The sequence below is a fragment of the Pseudobacteroides cellulosolvens ATCC 35603 = DSM 2933 genome (genome assembly GCF_001262605.1).
GTDB classification, from domain to species: domain Bacteria; phylum Bacillota; class Clostridia; order Acetivibrionales; family DSM-2933; genus Pseudobacteroides; species Pseudobacteroides cellulosolvens.
Window position 1 is genome coordinate 6,160,088 of sequence record NZ_LGTC01000001.1, and the last position, 24,390, is coordinate 6,184,477.

A 24,390-nucleotide genomic window follows, 5' to 3' on the forward strand; every position below is an offset into this window, starting at 1 on the left:
ATATTTTGTGATTAAAAGTCATAAACCGCTTTAATTCGGTTTACATAACTACCTTTGAGCTTCTAACCTTACTTATCATGGTTTTAAACTCTGTTCCGTATTTTGAAAAACTTTTCTTATATAGCTTGTATTCACTCAGCATCCTGGTAAGCCATATGGGTATGGTCTTCTCAGCTTTTACTTCCATTAGCCAGACATCCTTGTCAAGAAGTTGCTCACCATGATCACCTAACTCCAGGCGTAAGTCTTCTCTTCTTGTTCTAATGTTTGTATCAAAGGTAATTCTAAGGTCTCGATTGTCTCGACCGAAGTAAGCCTTTCTATCATACGCCAGATAGAGCTTTGGCTCTAAATCATAAACCGACAAAAAATACTCAATTTCATTCAGTACCTGTCTGTTCATATATTTCTTCAGCTCAGGCTTCTGTCCTGTAGCTACAAAATCATATGCTTCACTTAGTACTAATTTAGTTCTTCTTTTGTTAACTAGACCAAATACTTTTTTCTTGATTTCCAAATAAACCTTGTCATCAAGAGAAGGAACACCATAGGCACGCAAACGAAGCTTTTCCTTATATTTGGGTTTGGATAATGATTTTCGGATGAGATGATGATCATCGGTATCATAATAGATATTGGCGATTGTGTAAAAATCATGTGTTTTGTTGTATTCATCCAGTTCCATGTACTCATCCAGCGTACGTAGAACCTTTTCATAGGTATCGGTATTCATCATGAATTTATTCTCATACCTATTAAATACTTCAATTGCCATAACAAACTTACCCCCTTTTACTAATTTTTATTAATAAACTACCAGACTTTTTAAGTAGGTAGTAAAAGATAATATTTATTAACCGGATTTAAATAAACTATGGATTAAAGATTATATTTAGAGCTACCTATCCTAAATATAAATTACAATGTTAGACTAAGGTTTGAGTCACGTAAATGAATACAAATTTTACTTTTTTCTTATTTCTTAATATTAATTTTAAATTATTTGCAAATTAAAATCTCCGAAAAATTGTGGCAAATATATCTTACAACAAAAATTGACATAGAACAATAAGGAAAAAGGACTATATTCATACTTTATTTTTTGTCAAAGTATTTGAAACCCAGTTCCTTCATTCCAGTATAATCTGTTGCTTTGATGCATTCACCTGATAATGTATAAAGCACATTGTTGATATAGATTATCCTGTCAATAAATGACGGATCTTTGGTGATATGGTCGTCAGTTATTGCAGGAATGTCCGATTGTGAAAGATGAGAGATTTTACCCCTGAGCTTGAATCCTTCACTGCTGCTTACATTATAAACATATGCTCCCTGAAACTTAATAGTACCATAAGATGAATCATTCCTGTCATTCTCTTCATTAACCGGCTTTTCAGTAACACTTACAGGGAAAGCCATTATGTTTGGATCTTTCATATATAGAAGAGATTTGTGATTTCTGAGAAGTTCAGAATCACTTCCGCGATCTCCTATGATTTCTACAAATTTTTCCTTTGGGTTGTTTACATCCGTCACATCAAACATAGCCATTTTTATACCCTGGTACCAGGAAAAGAATTCATTCCCGCCGCTAGTATCTTTGCCAAAGCCAATAATATGATTTTCGTCATAGGGATGCAAATACTCACTATAGCCTGGAATTTTAAGCTTTCCAAGTAGTTTTGGCTGTGTCGGTTTTTTTAGATCAATAACAAAGAGAGGGTCTATCCTCTTAAAGGTTACCAGGTAAAGTCTGTTACCTATGAAACGAGTTGAGTAAATTTGCTCACCTGGAGCAAGACCATTAAGAGATCCGATTTGATTTAACTTATCATCCAGTATATAAACCCTGCTGGATAAGTCATTCATACCGTAATACTCAACAGCCAGCCTCAGATTGCCATTATATTCATCCATTGAGAACTGGTTATGAAGCATACCGTCAACAAAAGCCGTATCACATTCTCCAAGGTCGTTACCCTGCATTTTCACCCTGTATATATAAGTTCCATATTTATAATCAACATAAAAATCAGTTTGATTTAATGTGGTCCAGAAGTCATTTAAGCTGTTATCTATAGCTGTCCTGGATGACTCTGCCATATAGATGTATTTTTCAGAAACATAAATATTATCTGCATTTCCGGCATAGGCTTTCAAAACTAAAGGAGTGTTTTTATTGTCCATAGGGAATACAGAAATATAATTGACAGCACTTATACTTTTACCTGTATTGGACAAATAAAAGAGATTATTGTAATCAAAATCTTTTTTGCTCTGTGTACTTGCTGTATCATCATATTGAGGATAAATAATTGTATTATCCTTTGACTTTACATCGGATGTTGTTATAACATACAGTCTGTTTTCTATAAGCCTTGATGATTTATAGGTTCCTTTTTGCGTTATTGTTCTTTCAGCGACAGGCTTTCAGGATTTGCAACATTATAGGTCCTTATAACTGTGTTTCCCAAATTAGTTTGGTAATATTGGTCATACTCGCTAGATTCACTGTCTTCCATTATGACAGTGATGTAATTTTTATAGAGCATAATTTCAACAGGTGTCAATTGTTCGCTAGAAAAACTTTTGGTATAAATAATTTTCATTTGGTCGGCTGGAGATGTCTTCACAATAACAAGATCATTCTCTTTTATATAATATATGTAGTTGCCGTCTGTTTTAACTACATCACCCTCGTCTATGCCTTCAACCTGTGTATTTGTCTGGGAGACGGAGTCCTTGGATTGAACTGATGCGGCATTTTCGGTCATCCCTGAACTTCCTAGGCGGGGCCAGAATGTATGATCAAGAGCACTTGCATTTCCTAAAAAGCCTATACTAAGCAGGTATGGGAGATCAAACCCGCTGGGATTGTGTACATTCACATTATATTTATTTGCATTTTCTATTATACCGGTATAATTGCTTTTGCTGCCTACAGCCTCAATACCCGCTTTTTTGGCTTCTCTTGGACTAATAAGTCCGGCTGCTGTTATTACAATATTAAAAATGATGAGGATAGATGCCAGAATAGGAAAAAATATTTTCCTATTGGGTTTTATTATTAAGTTTTTCTTAATACCCATTTCATTGTGATCTTCTTCATCTAATGGTGTCGGGTTGTCATCATTCATAGCTTCGAATGAAGCCAAACGGTCTTTTCTCATCTTAAAGGCTGCAAGTATTATTATGTTAAAGATAAAAAATACTGCAAAAAGAAGCATAATACCCAAAGGATCAGTAGTATTGATATTGTTTTTATCTTTTATGAAAAACCACACAAAATAAAGAGAAAGTATGAAAATATTTTTAAAGAACTCAACCCCAAATCCTTTACCAATGTCAGCTGAAATTGTGTAGAAAAAAGTACTTCTATAACCCAATATCATGCGGCTTTTTATATTAGCACCTAAAAAATCTACTATTCCAAGTACAGATGACAACATTATCAGAAAGACTATGACTGAGATTACTAGAGGTATTGAATCTTCTGAATAATCATAAAACCTTGAATATGTTGCGAAAACAAAAATAGCTGCAAATAACCTCATTATGAATGATAAAACGAAGTATATCAAATATTTAATAATTACTTTAAAAGAAGGGAAAGAAAAAAAATTATTAAGTGATAGATCCCTTTTATCAAAATTGAGCAATATTGAAGAAATAATGAGGCATATAAGTATAAAAGATATTAAAAAGGATAAGGTAGTTAGTAATCCCCCAATTGATAAGTCTATACCTGACTTTCTAAGTAAAATGTCTTCCCACGATATAAATGCGGAGAGTATTAGAAAAAGAATCTCAAAAATTGTTAAGCCAACGCTCATAAGAAGGACCCTTGACTTATGCTTTGTGATAATCTCCTTAAATGATATTCCGGTAGCATTATTTTCCATATCATGGCTCCTTTTCGATAATACTGGATATATTAAATGTTTGATTTCTAAGTCTTAACACAAATAAACAGTTGACTGTGGACTGTTGAAGTATTACATACCTTATTATTTCATTAATTATAAATAAAGTCAATTAAATGCAGCTCTAGTCATACACTACCTTCCAACTGACATAAATCTACCAGTGAAATAAGTTCACTTTAAAAACCATGTAAAATTTTGTTTAGGTATTTGTAGAAGATTATAACAATGGTATAATTAATAAGTAAAAGTATATTTTGATAAGAACACAGTATGGATAATAGTTAAGGGGCTGTTGCACTAAGAAATTAGTGTAGGAGCCTTTTTTACTTGCAAAAAACAATTGCCAGACTATTCAAAGTCCGGCAAAAGGTGTAAAATATTTTTATGCTAGTAAAAAATTTAACACATAAAGATTATACTACGCACGGTGGTTTCTATCAATTAAAATTGCCGTTAAATGTTGAATGTATGATTCCGAATGATGATTCTGTAAGGTTGCTGGGTCAAATTGTAGAGGAGATGAATTTATCAGAATTATATAAGACTTATTCCCGTTTAAGGAAAAAACAAGCAACCCCAACACAGATGCTGAAGATCATGCTATATGCTTATATGAATAGTAATTATTCTACAAGGAAAATCGAAAGAGCCTGCAAGCGGGACATTAATTATATGTACCTTCTTGAAGGCTCGCCTGCTCCGGATTATACAACAATTGCAAGATTCAGAAGTATTCATTTTGCACCTGTTTCAGAAAATCTTTTGGCACAGTTTACGCAGATGCTTGCTGAAAACAAAGAAATTTCAATGAAAAATCTATTTATTGATGGGACAAAGCTTGAAGCTGCATCAAATAAATATACTTTTGTCTGGAAAGGTTCTGTCACTAAGAATCAGAAAAAACTGATGGATAAGCTCCCAACTTTTTTAAAACAAACAGAAGAGAATTTTGGATTTAAGATTTTATATGGTGAAGAAATCAAGATGCACCATTTGAAAAAGCTCAGACGTAAACTTTGCAAAATAAAAAACGATGAAGATATTCAATTTGTCTCTGGTATAGGAAAAAGAAAATCTCCTCTCCAAAAAACATTTGAACAGCTGGATGAATACATATCAAGGCTCAAGAAATATAATAAGCATCTGCATCTTATGGGGGATAGAAATAGCTATTCAAAGACAGACCCTGATGCAACCTTCATGAGGATGAAAGAAGATGCTATGAAGAATGGGCAATTAAAACCCGGCTACAACATTCAGTTTGGGGTAGATGCTGAATATATAGTATGGATTAGTGCTGGACCACAGCCTACAGATACAACCACGCTAATACCATTTTTAGACAGCATAAAGAGTCGTTTGAAGTATACTTACAGAAATATAGTTGCAGACTCAGGCTATGAAAGTGAGGAAAACTACGTCTATCTCGATGAGAACGGTCAGCTTGCTTTTATCAAACCTTCCAATTATGAAATTAGTAAGACACGGAAATATAAAACTGATATCAGTAGGAAGGAAAATATGAGCTATGACAAAGAAAACGACTTTTATATATGTAGCAGCGGTAAAAAGCTTGTAGCCACAGGGATTAAATTCAGCAAAAGCAAGACTGGCTATAGAAGTGAGAAAACCTGTTATACATGTGAAGATTGCACTCAATGCCCTATTAAATCAAAATGCATTAAGGGAAACAGCAAAAAGCCATTGGAAGAACGAACCAAGCATCTTGAAGTTTCAAAACTATTTCAGCAAAAACGTGAGGCAGCGATAACCAGAATCCTTAGTGATGAGGGAAAAGAGCTCAGAATGAACCGAAGTATTCAGTCTGAAGGTGCTTTTGGAGAAATAAAACAAGATATGGGATTCAGACGTTTTTTGTGTAAAGGGAAAAAGAATATCTTGGCAGAATGTATTCTTCTTGGCTTAGCTCATAATGTAAACAAACTGCACAACAAAATTCAGTCAGAACGATGTTCTACATATTTACATCCATTAAAAACAGCTTAGATAAAAATGTTTATAATAAAGAGCATAAATCAGTAAGCTTTATTTGCTATACTCTTTTTTCAAAAGAAAGAAAAAGAATATAATATTTTGGTTAAAATATTTCACTATCATTATAGAAATGGGGCGTTGTACTACGATTATAAATCGTAATTGCAACAGCCCCATCTATGCAGCTCAATTTTAAATCAATACTATATAAATATAAGATATAGAACATACAATATCTTTTGGTCTTTGCTTTATGATGTGCCTAATATAGTTACGAAAGGAAGGTGCTTAATTAACCAGGTTTTATTAAAGTAGGTGTACAAGATCAGGGCACTAATTAAATGTAGTTGGTTATAAGTTATAGAGACTTAGAAGGTATTAGAATAATTTTATTTTAGGAGGAAAAGTTAATGTTGAGGAAAAGAATGCTCAGTACTTTTGTGAGCTTTGCAGTGATGGCATCATCTGTTGCATTGCCCATGAGTGCAGGTGCAGCCGCCGGAGAAGTTGATACAATAAGCATCTCGGGATATATTGCACCGGATTTTAAATCAAACAACAAATCAATTAATTCAGATTTCAAAGTTTCCGTAATGGGAACTACATTAAATGCAGTTACTGACTCTCTGGGCTTTTTCAAAATTGAGGGGGTTCAGAAACAAGACGAAGGATACGATCTGGTAGTATCAAAACCGGGATATCTGTCAAGACTGGTTAAGAATGTTCCCGGAAGCACAGAGACATACATATCAACAGCTGAAAAGCCCCTTGATTTGTGGGCAGGAGATATACCTAAAAACGGTATTGCCGATAATATGATAAACATGGCTGATGTTTTTGCTGTTGCTAAAGCCTTCAATACAGTGAAGGGTGATGCAAACTATAATGCAGATGTTAACTTTGACATGGATGCAACAGTAAGCATGCAGGATGTATTAATAATAGCAAAGCATTTTGGTGCCACACCTGCTGATTATGTTGATGTTGCTCCTATGACTCCAACACCAACAAACACACCAACACCAACATTTACACCAACAAATACTCCAACACCTAAACCAACAGTAAAACCCGGACCAAAGACCGACATTAATGTTTACAAGGACAGCTTGTTGACAGGTTGGCAGGATTGGTCATGGACAAGCGAAAGAGATTTTGCAAACACAACTGTAGCAAAGGAAGGTAATTCAATAGCTGTTACATATACAGATGGGTGGGCTGCATTATCTTTATACAGTCCGACAAAGATAGAAACGGCAGGTTATGAAAGCATCAATTTCTGGGTAAATGGCGGTGACAGCGACAAGAAGCTAGGCCTTTATTGCATAACCGATGCTACTGAAGATACGGCAAGTACAACAGTAGAGTTTACTGCAAAAGCAGGGGTATGGACAGAAATAAAAGTGAAATTAAGTGATTTGGGTAACCCTGAAACAATTCAGAGAATTAACATTCAGGAACGTTCCGGGGCAGCTCAGACTCCAATATATGTTGATAACCTAACTCTGGCAGCTATTCCGCAAGCACAGCCAACAGCAAAGACATTTACAGTTTATGATGATGCTTTAGCTGCGGACTTCAGGATTGGTCATGGAGTACTACCAAGGACACAGAAGTGACAACAACTGTTAAAAACGGTACCAAGTCACTTGGGGTAACATACACAGATGCATGGGCAGCATTATCCATTTACAGCAGTCAGCCGATAAAGACAGAAGGATACGATTATATTAGTTTCTTTGTTAACGGCGGAGACAGCGATAAGAAACTGGGATTTTATATAATTAGGGATGCAGCAGATGATACATCGGAAAGTCCTAAAATTAATTTTACTGCGAAAGCAGGAGAATGGACAGAAGTTAAGGTCAAAATGAGCGAGCTGGCAAATCCTGAAACAATCCAGAGGATTAACATTCAAGAGCTTTCCGGTGCAGCACAAACTCCAATTTATATTGATGATTTAAGCCTGATAGGTGAGGCACCAATTGTTAAGGAGAAGGTTATGAATATTTATCAGGATTCATTGCCAACAGGTATGCAGAACTGGTCATGGAGTACTACTGCTGATTTTGCTAGCACTGCCAAAGTTAAAGAAGGAACTGGTGCTATTTCTGTAGAGTATACAGATGCATGGGCAGCTTTGTCACTGTATAGTGCACAGCAAATAAGACCAGAGGGCTACGATAGCATCAAATTCTGGATAAATGGCGGAGACAGCGATAAAAAATTGGGATTCTCCATAGTAAGGGATGCAGCTGATGAAACATCAGAAAGTCCTAAAATTAATTTTACTGCAAAGGCAGGAGAATGGATAGAAATAACTATAAAATTGAGTGAACTTGCAAGTCCTGAAACAATCCAGAGGATTAACATCCAGGAACTCTCAGGGTCAGCACAAACTCCAATGTATATAGATGAGATCCGTTTGGTTGGAACTACATCAGGCAATGAACCAAAGCCAACACCGATTCCAGATCCAAATCCGGGACCAAGAACTGATAAGGCTAAAATTTCAACAAGCGGATATGATGTTAGTCCTATTGATGCAGTAGATGCAAAAGCTACAAAAGAAACTACATCATTGTTTGCGGCATTAAAGGGTATCGGCGGTAAGAAGCTTATGTTCGGACAGCAGCATGCTACAACATTCGGTCTTACAACCGGCGGAAGCAAAGATGGCACCAAGTCGGATGTAATGAATGATGTAGGTGCGTTCCCAGCAGTTTTTGGATGGGATACGCTCTCTATTGAAGGAAAAGAGTCACCTGGTAATACTTCCTTACCTGTTGAAGAAAACATTAAATTGCTTGCGGATGTAGTAAAGAAGGCACATGCAACAGGCGGGGTAATAACATTAAGTGCACATATGCCTAACTTTGTTACAGGCGGAGATTTCTATGATTTGAATGGAAATGTTGTTTCGCACATATTGCCGGGCGGATCAAAGCATAATGAATATAATAAGTTCCTTGACAACATTGCGACTTTTGCTAAAAGCATAAACGATGAAAATGGAAATCTTATACCTGTAATTTTCAGGCCTTTCCATGAAAATACAGGAAGCTGGTTCTGGTGGGGAGCAGCATTCTGTACGCCGGATCAGTACATTAAGCTGTATCGGTACACTGTTGACTACTTAAGAGATGTTAAGGGAGTGCACAATTTCCTTTACGCATATTCACCTTCAAGCACTTTCAGCACTGAAGCAGAATATCTTGAGCGTTATCCAGGCGATGCTTATGTTGACGTATTAGGTTTTGACCAATACGACGACAGCGGCAGTATGACTTCAGAGGCTAATTGGATGAAGTCCATTGTTAGCCGTGCTGAACTGTTGACAGCGATGGCGGATAAGAGAGGCAAAGTTGTAACAATCACTGAAACAGGTATTGCCAGTGGTATCAAGAAAGAAAACAATGTGAATAAGAGCTGGTTTACAACACTTCTTAATGCATTGAAGGAAAGTGCGGAAGCTGGAAAAAATAAAGCAGCATACATGCTGGTTTGGGCGAACTTTGACATGAACCAGTTCTGGGTACCATATATGCACCATTCCATTTATGGTAACAGTGAACTTTTACAGGATTTTGTTAATTTCTATAATGATGACTTCACAGTATTCAGCGATACAATAGATGGATTCTATGGTTTGGATGTTGATACTGTTGCAGAAAAGTCTTATATGTATATCTCCAATCTTTATGATGGAAGTACAGTTAATGGACCTTATACTGTAAAAGCAAAGGTATTTGAGTATGATAAAAAAGTTTCAAAAGTATCACTAACTGCTGGAAACACTGAACTTCCAATGTCCAAGTATACAGACGGACAGTATGGTGTTCTCTGGACTCCAACAATTGAGCAGAACGGAACCAAGATGGATTTGACTGTGACTGTATTATATGATGATGACACAATGTCAAAAGAAAAAATAAAAATTAAGGTAATGGCTGATATACCTTTGAAGCAGTATACATTCGATAGGGAATTAGGCAATATCAGCTATGATGGTTCATATGCTCCTGAAGGTGCAAGTGCAACAGGTGCTGTTTCTTATGATAGTAATCTTAAAGCAGTTAAGGTTGATTCCAAGTTTGTTGACAACGATGACGGCAGTGACTGGACATATCAGGAATTAAAGGTTAAGCTTTCGGGAATAAATAATGATGTAGATATGTCAAAGGTTAACAAAGTGGCGTTCGATATAATTTTACCTGAAAGTGTAAAAGACACACTCTTTAAGCCATACACAATGGCATTGATGCCAGCTGAACCGGGATACAAAAAATACGGTGAAGGGGCATTACAGCTGCACTTAAGTGACTTTAAACAAGATACTGTGGAGACAGGAGATTATGGTAAGATGTATCGCTACAATGTTCTTGTTGACCTGGAAGATGCAACAGCGACTGGATTGATAATGGCTTTTGTAGCTTTTGACTGGAACTATGAAGGACCTATATATATTGACAATGTAGCTTTCATAAGCGGTATTAAGGTAAAGCCTGCTGATCCTACATTAGTAGATGATTTTGAAGGATATTTTAATGACAATGCAGAGCTTAAAAATGCTTATACCCCAGCAGGAGATACTTCAACAGTTTCTCTTGTATCACACAACTTGGGCAAAGCTGTCAAATTTGACTACACTATCGGTGGAAATGGATATAGCGGAATTGTTAAACAATTGGGCGGTGCTGATTGGAGTACACTTAATGCATTGTCAATGAACATTAAGCCTGATGGATTAAACCAGAAAATGGTAGTGCAAATCAAAGCCAACGGTATATACTTCGAGGTTTATCCAACTTTTGCTGATACAACAGAGAAAAATCTAATATTGAAATTCTCTGATTTCACACCTGCCCCATGGGAATCAGAACCTAATAAAGCAGCTTTGATGATAGATAACCTTAATGACATAGAAGCTATTGGCATATATGTTAACCAGGTTGATGGATTTACAGGTAATGGTACATTGATAATGGATGATATAAAAGCTGTAAGTGTAGCTTCCTAAGGATTGATTGAAGGATTAAAATTATATATACTGAAATTATAAAAGGGCGGGCTACTACAGACCCCGCCTTTTTACTGCACTACAATTTCTTACTGCAACGTAAAAGGTTATCCTGGTGATATGACTAATTGATAAGGAGTATTTGAGATATGTTTAGTAAAATTAAAGAAGCTAATATATGCTTAGGATCCATAACTATTTACAGAGGTATATTACAGGATGAAGTTATTGCAAGCCTTAATAAGCTGGTAAAATATATTGATAACAACGACATTGATCCTCTTACCTTTGCTGGTTACTATGGTGAGTTTTATCATATCCTGACAAAAAATAATTCTTTTAATTCATTTGTTTATTATGTGTTTAAGAGAATGATTTATGATGAGAATGCATTCAGTGATTATGCCAGCAGGGAGGTAACAAGGAAAATAGATGTTAATATATTAAAATCTGTAGAACATGATTTGGACTGTATTCAAAAAATATCCCAGCTAACATCAAAGGATATTAAGGACTATGTTATATCGGCACTCTGTAATGACGAGTCTGAGAAGCATTTGGTAAGGGTGCTGCCTGATTGGGATTTTTCCCATATACCGGTGGATGAAAGTACCAATGAAATTATGGAACTATTTATGTCGCAAGAGAGCTGGCAAAACTCTTTAGAAGCACTGATAGAATTTTACAGAGTCAGGGGCTCAGGAAAATTCGCAGAGTATAAGGGATTTGTTTGGGAAAACAGCCGGAACGGTCATGGGCTTACAGGAGTTGAAACACCTGATCCAGTTAGGTTATCGGATTTGGTAGGATACGAACTTGAGCGAAAAGAAGTGATAGAAAATACAAGGTTTTTCGTGGAGGGCTTAAGGGCAAACAATGTACTTCTTTACGGAGACCGTGGAACCGGCAAATCATCCACGGTCAAGGCACTTCTCAATGAATACAGCGATCAAGGACTAAGGATAATTGAGGTTCCAAAACAAAGTTTGTCTGATCTTCCTGAGATAATCAGGATGGTTAAGGACAAGCCCCAAAAGTTTATACTATTTATTGATGATCTTGCCTTTGAGGACAGCGAAGAAAAGTATACAGCATTAAAAGCAGTTTTAGAAGGTGGCCTTTCAATAAGATCCAGGAATGTTGTAATATATGCAACTTCCAACCGGAGGCATCTTATTAAGGAAAAGTTCAGTGATAGGGTAGGCTTAATGTCAAATAATAACGATGATGAAATCCGTGCAGGAGACACTATCCAGGAAAAACTATCCTTGGCGGACAGGTTCGGTATTACCGTAACATTTAGTTTGCCTGACAAAAAAAGGTACTTGGATATTATAGACAACCTCGCAATGAGTAGGGGATTGAATGTAGATAAGGAATGGCTGCACAAAGAAGCTATGAAGTGGGAGCTTTTATACAACGGTCGTTCTCCAAGGACTGCACAGCAATTTATTGATTGGGTTGAAGGATTTAGTTGCCTCGGCTCGTTAACTTAGTCATGATAAAAAATTACTTCTGCATAGCTTGTTTTACAAATTCAACTTTTACAAGGGCAGATTGGTCTACACCCAATAATCTGTCCTTGATGTTTGATACGCATCTACCTTAAAGTGTGTACTTGCAATGCAAGGCTATTGCTCAATCTTATATCCGCCAATTTATTACAAGTGTTGTGTTATTTCTTAAGTTCTGTTATTCTTACTCTAGAGCATTTCGGAGGCTAATTCTCAATCTTCATGTAGGGGGCTATTATGGGAAGTATAAATCCATTTTTTTTGAATTTTACCTCATTGTTTATACAGTGTATTGTGCTGGGGACTTTTGTACTTATTCTATTTGACAGGAAGTTATCATGGGAGAGACTTGTAATATTTTCTTTTTTAAATACCGCAGCAAATGTATTACCTATACAAATTGTTTCCAGAACTGCCTATTCGGAAGTGATTTTTGTTGGTATATATTTTTTATCCATGATTTTATTGATAAGGTATATTCTTAATCTAAGATTTTTATACTCAATATTAGGAACATGTGTTGTTTTTCTACTTTCAACCATTGTGCAATATCTAGTTATAGCTATACTAAAGATATCACTCCAAGGGTTTGACTTATTTACATGGCTTGCCGCCTCGCCGTTAAATTCATTTATAATGAGGCTTTTAGGCACATTTATAGATTTTTTAGGGGTTCTTGTCATATATTACTTCAAAATAAAAATATATATGCCTGCAGATATCTATAGGAAACGAAAAATTTCAATAATTCTTAATATTTTTATTATTGCAATGATAATTGTACCTGACATTCTGTTTTTTGAAACCACTGTAATAAAAATACCCAGTGAACTGGTTTTATTTAATGCTGCTTCAGCTTTTGTTCTCCTGGTTCTTAGTACCAAAAACTCCATTAAATTCGGCGAACTTGAAATGACCAAACAGGAGCTGGAGTTTCAAAAGCTCTATAATAAAACCTTGGACGATCTTACCGATAATCTTAGGGGATTTAAACATGAATTTAATAATATTATTTCCTGTATTCAAGGTTATCTTTACGTAGATGATATTAAAGGCCTTAGAACATATGTATCTCAGATACAGAATGAGGCAAGAACAATGAACAATATGGAACCGCTAAATTCATATGTAAAAGATAATCCTGCAATTTATGGCCTTCTTCTTTCAAAGTTGTCATATTCACAGGTTAAAAATATAAACTTCAATATTCGTGTTTTTTCAAAAATAGATCCACACAATATCAATGTTTTGGATTTATGCAAGATGCTGGGTATATTGTTGGACAATGCATTAGAAGCAGCGATAGAATCCGATAAAAAGTATGTAGAATTCATGGTAAAGGAAGACCATTCTTCAAACTCATTGATAATAGAAATCAGTAATTCGTTTACCGGCAACCCAGATATAGAAAAAATCTTTGAAAAAGGTTTCTCAACAAAGGGAGTGCATAAAGGTTTTGGGTTATGGGAACTGAATAGGATCATTGCCAAAAATCATCAAAATGCAAAACTAACAACAAATATATCAGGCAATTTATTTAATCAGAGAATCGAAATAATATGATTCAAAGAAGTTTGGGCCCTAAACTTACTTGAATTTTACAAACATATCACTTTATTAATGACTTTGGAGCTTTTGGCTGATACGCTGACCAAGGAATACTTGCATAAGTGGAAATTGATGCCATAAACATTGCCAAGGCAGCAACTGTTATAGATACCATAAATAACAGCTTCTTACGCATACATATCACCTCCCTTCGTTTAAAAAGTTATAGTCAAAATATACTTAGGATTTACCCAATTCTCCTCTTCCCGGCAAACAGCCAAGAAGCTTATATCCCAAGGGGGACAGTAATAATAGAAAGGGAATAATGGAAAAAAGTATAACATTATATATAACTTTATCAATATTGTAAACTCTCAAAGATATAAGAAATATTATTATTGCGATAACAAATGAGGACAGCTTTTGATAAAGTCTTAGCTTTTTACTTATTATTGGCTTTTCCAATGTGTCAGCCGGAGCATATACTATTATAGCTAATATATTCATAATAAAAATAATCACTGATGGTATTAAGGAATTAATTAAGAAAAATTTCGATATTAGTACTGGACCATAAAAAGTAATTACTGATATTATAAAACATAAAGTCCTTGTTTTGGCATGTGCTCCCCCTGCAGCAATTCTTAAAGAGCCATATACGATAAGGGAAATTACTACAGGTTTTAAAACTCCTAGTATTAGGGCTGACATGAAGAAAAAAGCCAACAAGAAGGTGTTATAAATAATTATATCCAGTCCATACTTTAAAACTTCTTCTTTTTCCTCGTCAATTCCATCCATACTACTTTTGATTAAATTGGTAATCTTAATGCTCAATATGTCTATGATAACCATCACCCCTATGCAATAGTTTTACCAGTATGAAATATTATTTTAAAACATTTGATTTATATAATTTAATTTATATAAATTATACATTAAACTAATCTTTATAAAATTTAAATGGAAATTCTATGAAAGGCCTTTTTCATTATATAAAAATTTATTATGGGTTTTCATAATATAAAAACATCCTTTTATATTATACTAGTATTAATTATTATTAAATGCTGTATAATATAAATACATGCCATAAGCTATCTTTATCATCACTTCAGGAGGTATTGATATGTACAATTCTCAGTTCAAAGTATTATTAGTAGATAACAATATTGATGATCAAAATACCTTTAAAAAAAACTGTTTAGATCAAAAGCTTCCATATGAATGTGAAATAACCGATAGTATTAACAGTGCAAGACATATATTAAGTAAAAAGCACATTGATATCATAGTATCTACTGATGTATTGAGTGATGGAACTGTCCTTGATTTCATGCGTTTAGAAAATGTTCCACCTCTGATTGTCCTAACAAAACCAGAGGGTATAGAAATATCTGTAAGGGCGATAGAAATAGGTGCATATAACTATATAATAAAGGATGAAAACGGCAACTATCTTAAAATATTGCCGGTTGTAATTAATAAAGCCATTGATTTGTTTAAGTCACGACAAAATCTTATTAGCCTCTCACATGCAGTTATGAATGTAGAAGATAGTATATATATTTCAGACCTTAATGGTAAATTGGCTTTTGTAAATAATGCCTTCAGCAAAGTTTACGGTTATCAAAAGGATGAAATTTTAGGCGAATACACAGGTAAACTGTGCAACGGTTGCAGTAATACCATAAGTGTCGGTCTGAAAAATTGTAGAATATGCAAAAGTGAATTTAACAAGGAATGTATGCACAGACATAAGTCAGGATATCATTTCCCTGTATTGCACTCAAAGTCGCTTGTAAAAGATGAAAATGGTGCTGATTTTGGTATTATTGGTATAACACGTGATATTACAAATCTTAAGCTTACTGAAATACAACTTAGAAGATCAAGGGAAATAGCTGAGGTTTCTGCTAGAGTTAAGAGCCAAATACTGTCCAATATAAGCCATGAAATCAGAACCCCAATAAACGGTATATTAGGGATGCTTCAACTGATGAAGATTTCCAAGCTAAATGAGGACCAGAGAGAGTACGTTGATACTGCCTGTAAATCAACCTATTCTCTAATAAAAGTTGTAAATAGAATATTCGACTTCACCGAGGTTGATTCAGATAACACCGATTTTAATGAAGTAGAGTTTAACCTCGAAGATGTAATAAAAAGGACTATTGATGCTTATATTCCTGAAGCAAAAAATAAGGGCCTTAATATTTATTATGACATATTGGATGATGTACCTAAAAGTATTATCGGTGACAATGATTTGCTGGCTAAGGTGCTGGAATGCCTAATCGATAATGCAGTTAAGTTTACCGAAAAGGGGAAAATCAATTTATCAGTTAAAAAAATACAGATGTATGATGCTTCGGTTCAACTAGGCTTTTTTGTTCATGATACAGGCATTGGAATCCCACAAAATAAAATTAATGAAATTTTTGATTTGTTTAATCAGGCGGATAATTCAACCACCAGAAAATATGGTGGAATGGGACTTGGTCTTGCTCTTGCCAAAAAGATTGTTGAGTTTCTCGGAGGCTCCATTAATGTTAGCAGCAAAGAAGGTGCTGGAACAGTTTTCGAAGTGTCCCTTAAATATAAGCTGTTTGCACCGAGTATCAAATACATATGTATTTAGTCTCAGTCCTAAGGTAATCCTTATATTTATCGCCTATATAGCATTTATGCCCTGTAATAAAATGTAATTCTTTACTCTTGAAATCAATCTTGGAAATATAGGATGCATTGGCAATAAAAGACTTATGACAGCGGATAAAACTCTGGTCATTTAGAATGGAGCTAAACCTTTCTAAAGAATCATAGCATGATATCTGGTCATTAGCAGTATAAATATTAACTTTAAAACCTGACTTCGCAATATAAATAATATCCTTAAGCTTTACCTTAAAAATACAGCTTTCAGCCTTAATATGAATGAACTTATCATCATAACCGCCTTGATTTAGAATGGATTTGTAATCCTTTTCAATCCTTAAAAGGCATTGTTCAAGGACTTCAAAAACAACCGGCTTTGTGAGGAAATCAAATGCTTTTACCTTAAAAGCTTGTAATGCATATTCAAAATGTCCTGTTATAAAAACTATATAAGCAAGGCAATCAGCCTCTCTTATCCGCCTAGCCAGTTCATATCCATTTTCAGAGGATTTGAGATCAATATCAATGAAAAATAAATTTGCAGAATGATCTTTAAGATAGTCATCAACTGCACCTGTGTTTGAAGCCTTACAAACTATCTCACCGGAAATATTATTATCTGTCATTATCTTTTCTATAGCTCTGGTTGTTTTTTCAAGGATTACCAGGTTATCATCGCAAACTACAATTCTAAACATATAATATCCCCTCCTAGCTTAATAAAAACTGTTAGAAACATTTTTAATTAGTATTATATTAACTTTTCTATCGGTCTATTCAGTAAAAAAATTAACATAAATATGTTAAGAATATAAGCATATTTTATTTTATTGAAATATACTCTAATAAAAGCTATATTATTATTTGTAACACCAATATTGCTTATTAGGGAGAAAACTATAATGATAAAGGTCTACAACAGACGCACAAAAGGGTATGAAGTTGAAAATGTTGCAGGAGGTAAATTTTTAAATGCTCTTTATGGTACTGTTCCAGGAAAGATGGGTTTGGAGCTTTTAGTAAAGAGGAAGTTTTATTCATATGTATCAGGTGTTTTTTGTGACAGCAGAAAAAGTGCCGGGCTTATCAAAAAGTTTATTAACAGCTATAATATAGATGTTTCGGAATGTCAGGATGAAGTCGGAAGCTTTCAAACTTTTAACGAGTTTTTTATTAGAAAAATGAAACCTCATATGCGTCCTTACGATAATGAGCCGGGTAAGCTACTTTCGCCGGGGGATGGCAGGATGTACGCATGGAAGGATATCGAAATAAATAAACTTGTTCAGGTAAAGGGCATTTCCTATTCTCTTAGGGATTTATTGAGAGATGACAGCCTTGCTTCAAGGTATGAAGGGGGAATCCTTGTTATACTAAGGCTTTGTCCTTTGGATTACCACAGGTTTCATTTTATAGATGGAGGGACTTGCAGTAAGACTGTTAAAATAAAGGGCCATTACTATTCGGTAAATCCTGCGGCTTTAAGACAGGTTGCCCGTTTGTACTGCCAGAATAAAAGGGAGTACAGTGTGTTTAAATCGGATAACTTCGGTGATGTATTGTATATAGAGGTAGGTGCAACATCAGTTGGATCAATTATTCAGACATATATTCCTGACCAGCGAGTCTTAAGGGGTGATGAAAAAGGTTACTTCAAATTTGGAGGATCAACCCTTATTATGTTGCTGGAAAAAGGTGCGGCCAATATTGATGATGAAATACTTGAACAAACCGAAGCGGGGTTTGAAACAAGGGTGTTGGCTGGGGAGGTAATAGGAAGTAAAAAATAAGGTAATACCTTGCTATGATTATAGATTCCGAACTGTAAAGTTAGTATAACTAGTTTTATAGTTCGGTATTTATTGTATCGTATTTATCTTATAAAGAAATATGGAATTTATCCGATAAATACAATAAGATTTTATGTGGTCAATAGTATACGAATGTCCATATTCCCTTGCTTTCGGTATGCTATGAAAGGATAAAGTATTTATGGATAAAAAGCGTTGCAATATAGGGGTAATTACCGTATATACTGAGAATTTTTATTTCGGATCTTTGCTAAAGGGCATACAAAGTATAATAAAACAAGAAGAAGGAAGACTTTTTATATTCAATACATATATGCTGGATAAATTCAGAATGGATGCGAAAGATGATGAAGATTATTATTCATTTTCAGTTAACCACATAGATGGATGGATAATTCTCACTTTAAGCTTGAAAGAGGAATACGCCAATAAGATTCTTAATACTGGGAAACCTTTTGTCTTTGTAGGACATAGGTCCAAATATTATAACAATACTTCTGTGCGTGATGACAGCTATAATGGTGGAAAGCAGATTACTGAGCATTTGCTGGCCCATGGGCATAAGAGAATAGCTTATATAGGTGCAGGTATAGTATATGATATGGTAGAAAGGCATGCTGGATACAAAAAAATACTTGAAGGACATGGTTTTTACGATGAAGGTATTGTCTATAATGTTGCCAGTCCTATGCCTGAGTATGGAAAAGAAGTTGCTGCAAAAATGATTAAGAGGGGAATAGATTTTTCAGCCATATTTGCTGCAAATGATTACTTGGCAATGGGAGTGATAGAGGGATTAAAGGAAGGCAATATTAATGTTCCGGAAGATATAGCAGTTATAGGTTATGATAATTCGGACAGCGGCAAAATGTATATACCTACTTTAAGTAGTATGAATCAGAATACTTTTGAAATTGGCAGAGAAGCAGGAAGAGCTGTAATTGGACGCATAAAAGGGGAGAATGTGGGTAAAGAAATATTGGTAAAATCAGAGCTGATCATAAGAGAGTCTTGCGGCTGTAAATATAAAGGAAACTCAGCAGAAGATTATATAACAACTGAGATTATGGAAAAGAAAAGCTCCATGGTAGAAAGACTTGAAGAGGTTTTATATAAAAATTCCGATCTTGGTACAAAGCTATTTGAGTTGAACATTAGTGATATAATAAATCTTATTCCACAAATAACCGATGAGTATACCTGGTTTTGTTTCGGTCTGTTTAAGGATGGAAAAGAATCCAAATATAAAATAGTTACCCAGACAGTTGTTGATAATATTAGAAAAATAAATGAGGATAAAAAAATAGAGTGTGATTTGGAAAATTTTCCGCCTTTAGAATGCATGCCGGATTATGAATTGGGCAAAAACGATGTAATACTTGTGGTACCAATATCCACGGAGAAAAAGAATATAGGAATTATGGCATATGTAACTAAAATTCATGAAGAAACTACTCTATTTGTACATGATATTCATATGTTGATGTATAACCTACTTGGAATAGCAATAGATAGAAATTTGGTAATGACAGATTTAAAGGAAACATTGGAATCTCTTAAAAAAACCCAGGAACAGCTTATAGAATCCGAAAAACTCGTATCTTTAGGACGTTTGGTATCAGGCATTGCTCATGAGATTAATAAACCTATAGGTGAAGGTGCTGCTGCTACAGAGTATCTGAAAAAAAATGTACTTAAGTTGAAGGAGCTATTTGATACAAACAAGCTTACAAAGCCTGAACTAGCAGAGATGCTGAAAGAAAACGATGAGTTGGTAAAAACACTTTTTGCAAATTTACAGAAGGCATCTGACCTTATCAAAAGATTTAAGCAGATTGCAGTGGATAATACAATTGACGAAACAAGAGTTTTTAATGTTAAAGAATGTATAAACGATGTAATATTAAGCATTGATGTAAAATCAAGAAATCATAATATAACAATTAATGTAGAGTGCCCTGAAGAACTTTACCTTATGTGCAATCCTGGAGATTTATACCGGGTATTTACAAATCTAATTCTAAATTCAATAACACATGGCTATGATGAAGGTAATAAAGGTGAAATATCAATTGCGTTTGAAAAGCAAGAAAAAAGCCTGGTTTTGGAATATAAGGATGATGGAAGAGGGATAGAAAGTGAAACATTTGGTAAAATATTTGAACCGTTTTTTACAACTAAAAACAACAACGATGGCTTAGGACTGGGCCTGTATACGGTAAACAATATAATAAAGCAAAAGTTTCGTGGAACTATAGAATGTGAAAGTGAGTACAATAAAGGCACAAGCTTCAAAATTTACCTTCCATTGTCATTGATTGCAAATGAGTAATTATTTTGATAATTTGGACTTTAGAGACCAAACTGCAAAGTATCGATTTGTTATATATAAAGAAGGGCAAAATATGCATAGCATGCTGGGATTGGTGTGATATAAAGTTAAATGGAAGGTCTTAAGTGGACCTTCCATTTTTATTTGAATTTTAATTTCTCATGACAACATCAGGGTAAAAAACACTTGATGATTTTTTACAGAACACTTATTGAATCTATAAGCTTATGGTTGGGTTTTACTGCATAAGCTGAGTCCTTAAGCCATATGTCTTTCTGTTGGTCATATTTTTCAGTTTCAATATCTGTTTTTATTTCTGAACGAACATCATCAAGGGATAATCTTTTAATGTACTTGATTACATGATAACCAAATTTGGTTTTTACAAGGCCTATATCGCCATCCTTTGCACTAAAAATCCATTCATCATATTCTTTGGTTGCAATTCCTTTGGCAGCGATAACTTCTCCACCCTTATCCTTTGAACCCGTGTCTTCCGAATACTGCTTTACCAGACTATCAAAGTCAGTTCCGCTTTTTGCCTTGCCCAGTATTTCCTCTGCCAGTTTTTTCTTTTGATCCAACTGTTCTTTAGGTAATTCTTTATCTTCCTTGTCTGTGGTTTTTATAAGAATGTGCTTGGAAACAACCCTGTCATAAGTTTCCTTGTGCTTATTGTAATAATCATTTATATCCTTGTCGGATACATTTAAGTCTTTTTTAAATTTATCTACAAATATTTCATATGCCAGAACATATTCCTTGTATATGGCTTCATACTGGCTAAAGCTGACCCCATATGTATTCTGCGTATATTTTTCTGCCTTTTTTTGGTCACCTTGTCCATTTTCCTTGACTATTCCGTCCATGTGTGCTTTGATTTTATCCAGACTTTGCTGGTCCAATTGGAGATTTTGAGATTTAGCCTGAGCCAGAAGTATTTTTAGTTCTTGTATTGAAGTGAGGCTTTTTTCCTTGGCAACTGCCACAGGATCATTACCCGCGACTTTGGTTTTCCAGAAATTTTTTATCACAGATTCTTCTTTGCCATAGATTCCGGTTAGCTTCTCCATATCTCGCTTGGCGTTTTTTAAATAAAATATAAATTCATCTTTGGTCACTCTTTCGCTGCCGATTGTAGCTGCTATCTCGCTAGTATCAGGTGTGGTTGTGCTGTTTGATTTGTCTGATGAACATCCTACGGCACCTGCAATTATTGATAATGACATAATTAATAGTATAACTTTTTTAAAAACCATTTTTCTCTTTCCTTTCTTTGGTACTTTACTTCATAATTTATACACAGATGATTTTCATACTATAAAAATTCCTAATAATATGATAACATGTAAAGAACATAATTTCTATAACTTTAAGGCTAAAGGAGATTGACAAGTAAATGGGACGGATTCTGGTTTTAACAGAAAAACCTTCGGTGGGCAGGGATATTGCCAAGGTTTTAAATTGCAATCAAAATGGCAACGGATACATTTCCGGTTCAAAATATATTGTAACATGGGCATTGGGTCATCTTGTGACCCTTGCAGATCCTGAGGTGTATAGTGACAGGTATAAGGCATGGAAGCTGGAGGATTTGCCCATGTTGCCTGACAGAATGGAGCTTGTAGTTATAAAGGAGACTGCAAAACAGTTTAAAGTGGTTAAGGAGCTTTTAAGAAGAGAAGATATTGATGAGCTTGTTATTGCCACTGATGCGGGACGTGAAGGAGAACTGGTAGCAAGGTGGATAATAAAGAAGTCAGGCTTTAAAAAGCCAATAAAAAGGCTCTGGATATCATCACAGACAGACAAATCCATAAGAGACGGGTTTAACAACCTAAAGCCGTCAAGGGAGTATGACAACCTCTATAGGTCGGCTCAATGCAGGGCTGAGGCGGATTGGCTGGTGGGTCTTAATATTACGAGGGCACTTACATGTAAATATAATGCACAACTTTCGGCGGGAAGGGTTCAGACACCTACTTTGGCTATGATTGTAGAAAGGGAAAACGAAATAAACAGGTTCGTTCCCAAGGACTACTGGACCATTGAAGCCAAGGTGAATGGATTTTATTTAAGGTGGCAGGATAAGGCTTCAGGGCAGACGAGGATATTTGACAAGTCTAAAGCTGATGCCATAGCGGCCAAACTGACTAATAAAATGGCAACTGTAGTTGATATAAGAAAGGAAGCTAAGAAAGAGCCACCGCCTCTTGCATACGACCTTACCGAGCTTCAGAGGGATGCCAACAGGAGGTTTGGATATTCAGCAAAGCAAACATTATCAATTATGCAGAGATTATATGAAATGCATAAGGTTGTAACATATCCAAGAACCGATTCGAGATATATAACTGACGATATCGTTCCTACATTAACCGACAGGCTCAAAAGCATCGCAGTAGGACCATATGTGGAGCATGTACGTCAGATAATGAGGAATAAGATAGTTGTAACAAAAAGGTTTGCAGACAACAGCAAGGTAACAGATCACCATGCAATAATTCCTACAGAACAATATGTAAACTTAAGTGCATTAAATGCCGAGGAGAGAAACATTTTCGACCTGGTGGCAAAGCGGTTTATAGCAGTGCTAAATCCTTCCTTTGAGTATGAGCAGACCACTATAAAAGCGGATGTTCAGGGAGAGACCCTTTATGCAAAGGGGAAAATTGTAAAATCAAAGGGCTGGAAGTCCATATATGATGGAAGTGTTTATGATGATAATGAAGAGGATGAGGATAAGGACCAATCCCTTCCGGATATTAAAAAGAATGAAAGCCTTAAGATTTTAGCTGTAAGAACAATTAATGGCAAAACAAAGCCGCCGGCTAGATATAATGAAGCGACACTTCTTTCTGCAATGGAAAGTCCGGGCAAGTTTGTTGACAACAAGACTTTGAGAGAAGCGTTGGAAAATACCTCAGGCCTTGGTACTCCGGCAACAAGAGCAGATATTATTGAAAAATTATTCAGCTCCTTTTATGTAGAGAAAAGGGGAAAGGAAATTTTTCCTACTTCAAAGGGTATTCAGCTTATAGGCCTGGTTCCACAAGATCTAAAATCGCCAGAGCTCACTGCAAAATGGGAGCTTCAGTTATCACATATAAGTAAGGGAAAAGCCAACCCTGATATGTTTATCAAAGACATGAAAAACTATGCAACAAAGCTGGTTAGAGATTGTGTTACCAGTTCTGCAGCATACACCCATGACAACATGACAAGGGAAAGGTGCCCTGAATGCGGCAAGTATCTATTAGATGTTAAAGGTAAAAAAGGAAAGATGCTTATATGTTCCGACAGGGAATGTGGCTTTAGAAAATCCATATCCCAGGTTTCCAACGCAAGGTGCCCTGAGTGCCATAAGAAGATGGAAATAAGGGGAGAAGATGAAAAGAAATCATTTTATTGTGCTTGCGGATACAGGGAGAGGATTTCTGATTTTACAGAGAGAAAGAAGAATGAAGTAAATAAGAAAGAGGTTAGCAGGATACTAAGTACACAGAACAAGTCCGAAAGCATCAATTCGGCTTTGGCAGACGCATTGGCAAAGTTTAAAAAGTAGGCTTCATGGGGTGAAAAA

At 35.2% G+C, this 24,390-nt stretch carries 14 protein-coding genes and 1 pseudogene; 9 read left to right on the forward strand and 6 right to left on the reverse strand.

Annotation, left to right across the window (positions count from 1 at the left end; genetic code table 11):
- Positions 1-40 precede the first annotated feature (40 nt).
- Positions 41-775 carry a polyphosphate polymerase domain-containing protein gene (locus Bccel_RS25500; RefSeq protein WP_036943650.1) on the reverse strand — a complete coding sequence of 245 codons (735 nt, stop codon included), beginning with the start codon at positions 773-775 and terminating at the stop codon, positions 41-43.
- A 320-nt stretch (positions 776-1,095) separates the two neighbouring features.
- Positions 1,096-3,905: pseudogene (locus tag Bccel_RS32685) on the reverse strand (beta-propeller domain-containing protein).
- Positions 3,906-4,313: 408 nt separating this feature from the next.
- On the opposite strand from Bccel_RS32685, the gene Bccel_RS25515 reads away from it, so the two are divergent.
- From Bccel_RS25515 to Bccel_RS25535, 5 genes are all read left to right on the forward strand, one after another.
- The gene (locus Bccel_RS25515) at positions 4,314-5,936 is read left to right on the forward strand and encodes an IS1182 family transposase (protein ID WP_050753179.1); all 1,623 of its coding nucleotides are present in this window, start codon (positions 4,314-4,316) and stop codon (positions 5,934-5,936) included.
- A gap of 398 nt (positions 5,937-6,334) precedes the next feature.
- Complete coding sequence (locus Bccel_RS30490; RefSeq protein ID WP_050753855.1) at positions 6,335-7,543, forward strand: hypothetical protein; 1,209 nt, start codon at positions 6,335-6,337, stop codon at positions 7,541-7,543.
- The gene (locus tag Bccel_RS25525) at positions 7,540-10,944 is read left to right on the forward strand and encodes a glycosyl hydrolase (protein ID WP_050753856.1); all 3,405 of its coding nucleotides are present in this window, start codon (positions 7,540-7,542) and stop codon (positions 10,942-10,944) included. Before Bccel_RS30490 ends, Bccel_RS25525 begins: the two co-directional genes overlap by 4 nt.
- 149 nt (positions 10,945-11,093) lie before the next feature.
- Positions 11,094-12,440, forward strand: coding sequence for an ATP-binding protein (locus tag Bccel_RS25530; RefSeq protein WP_036945027.1), 1,347 nt, complete (start codon positions 11,094-11,096; stop codon positions 12,438-12,440).
- A 255-nt stretch (positions 12,441-12,695) separates the two neighbouring features.
- Positions 12,696-14,021, forward strand: coding sequence for a sensor histidine kinase (locus Bccel_RS25535; protein WP_036945026.1), 1,326 nt, complete (start codon positions 12,696-12,698; stop codon positions 14,019-14,021).
- Between the two features lie 46 nt (positions 14,022-14,067).
- Here the strand turns inward: Bccel_RS25535 and Bccel_RS29880 are convergent, their stop codons facing one another.
- Both Bccel_RS29880 and Bccel_RS25540 read right to left on the reverse strand, forming a co-directional pair.
- Positions 14,068-14,202, reverse strand: coding sequence for an AgrD family cyclic lactone autoinducer peptide (locus Bccel_RS29880; RefSeq protein WP_152966091.1), 135 nt, complete (start codon positions 14,200-14,202; stop codon positions 14,068-14,070).
- Between the two features lie 44 nt (positions 14,203-14,246).
- On the reverse strand, positions 14,247-14,861 hold the full coding sequence (locus Bccel_RS25540; RefSeq protein ID WP_050753857.1) for an accessory gene regulator ArgB-like protein: 615 nt from the start codon (positions 14,859-14,861) through the stop codon (positions 14,247-14,249).
- Positions 14,862-15,135: 274 nt separating this feature from the next.
- Here Bccel_RS25540 and Bccel_RS25545 point away from each other — a divergent pair, with 274 nt between their 5' ends.
- The gene (locus Bccel_RS25545; RefSeq protein WP_036945024.1) at positions 15,136-16,647 is read left to right on the forward strand and encodes a hybrid sensor histidine kinase/response regulator; all 1,512 of its coding nucleotides are present in this window, start codon (positions 15,136-15,138) and stop codon (positions 16,645-16,647) included.
- Here Bccel_RS25545 and Bccel_RS25550 read toward each other — a convergent pair.
- Positions 16,628-17,362 (reverse strand): LytR/AlgR family response regulator transcription factor, encoded by a 735-nt coding sequence (locus Bccel_RS25550; RefSeq protein ID WP_036945023.1) that lies wholly within the window; start codon positions 17,360-17,362, stop codon positions 16,628-16,630. The two genes, Bccel_RS25545 and Bccel_RS25550, sit on opposite strands and share 20 nt — an antisense overlap.
- 204 nt (positions 17,363-17,566) lie before the next feature.
- Between Bccel_RS25550 and Bccel_RS25555 the strand changes: the two genes are divergently transcribed.
- Together Bccel_RS25555 and Bccel_RS25560 are read left to right on the forward strand one after the other, a co-directional pair.
- A complete protein-coding gene (locus Bccel_RS25555; RefSeq protein WP_036945022.1) occupies positions 17,567-18,454 on the forward strand; it encodes a phosphatidylserine decarboxylase in 888 nt (295 codons plus the stop codon).
- A gap of 202 nt (positions 18,455-18,656) precedes the next feature.
- Complete coding sequence (locus Bccel_RS25560) at positions 18,657-20,807, forward strand: substrate-binding domain-containing protein (RefSeq protein WP_050753858.1); 2,151 nt, start codon at positions 18,657-18,659, stop codon at positions 20,805-20,807.
- 197 nt (positions 20,808-21,004) lie between these two features.
- Here Bccel_RS25560 and Bccel_RS25565 read toward each other — a convergent pair whose 3' ends face one another.
- Positions 21,005-22,066 carry a peptidylprolyl isomerase gene (locus Bccel_RS25565; RefSeq protein WP_036945021.1) on the reverse strand — a complete coding sequence of 354 codons (1,062 nt, stop codon included), beginning with the start codon at positions 22,064-22,066 and terminating at the stop codon, positions 21,005-21,007.
- A gap of 140 nt (positions 22,067-22,206) precedes the next feature.
- Here Bccel_RS25565 and Bccel_RS25570 point away from each other — a divergent pair, with 140 nt between their 5' ends.
- Complete coding sequence (locus tag Bccel_RS25570) at positions 22,207-24,372, forward strand: DNA topoisomerase III (protein ID WP_036945020.1); 2,166 nt, start codon at positions 22,207-22,209, stop codon at positions 24,370-24,372.
- Positions 24,373-24,390: the final 18 nt, after the last annotated feature.

Bases quoted from the DNA above. Each gene is read 5' to 3' on its own strand.
- Bccel_RS25545 (WP_036945024.1), top strand. From the start codon at position 15,136: ATGTACAATTCTCAGTTCAAAGTATTATTAGTAGATAACAATATTGAT.
- Bccel_RS29880 (WP_152966091.1), bottom strand. From the start codon at position 14,202: ATGCGTAAGAAGCTGTTATTTATGGTATCTATAACAGTTGCTGCCTTG.
- Bccel_RS25530 (WP_036945027.1), top strand. From the start codon at position 11,094: ATGTTTAGTAAAATTAAAGAAGCTAATATATGCTTAGGATCCATAACT.
- Bccel_RS30490 (WP_050753855.1), top strand. From the start codon at position 6,335: ATGTTGAGGAAAAGAATGCTCAGTACTTTTGTGAGCTTTGCAGTGATG.
- Bccel_RS25535 (WP_036945026.1), top strand. From the start codon at position 12,696: ATGGGAAGTATAAATCCATTTTTTTTGAATTTTACCTCATTGTTTATA.
- Bccel_RS25540 (WP_050753857.1), bottom strand. From the start codon at position 14,861: ATGGTTATCATAGACATATTGAGCATTAAGATTACCAATTTAATCAAA.
- Bccel_RS25515 (WP_050753179.1), top strand. From the start codon at position 4,314: ATGCTAGTAAAAAATTTAACACATAAAGATTATACTACGCACGGTGGT.
- Bccel_RS25560 (WP_050753858.1), top strand. From the start codon at position 18,657: ATGGATAAAAAGCGTTGCAATATAGGGGTAATTACCGTATATACTGAG.
- Bccel_RS25570 (WP_036945020.1), top strand. From the start codon at position 22,207: ATGGGACGGATTCTGGTTTTAACAGAAAAACCTTCGGTGGGCAGGGAT.
- Bccel_RS25550 (WP_036945023.1), bottom strand. From the start codon at position 17,362: ATGTTTAGAATTGTAGTTTGCGATGATAACCTGGTAATCCTTGAAAAA.
- Bccel_RS25500 (WP_036943650.1), bottom strand. From the start codon at position 775: ATGGCAATTGAAGTATTTAATAGGTATGAGAATAAATTCATGATGAAT.
- Bccel_RS25565 (WP_036945021.1), bottom strand. From the start codon at position 22,066: ATGGTTTTTAAAAAAGTTATACTATTAATTATGTCATTATCAATAATT.
- Bccel_RS25555 (WP_036945022.1), top strand. From the start codon at position 17,567: ATGATAAAGGTCTACAACAGACGCACAAAAGGGTATGAAGTTGAAAAT.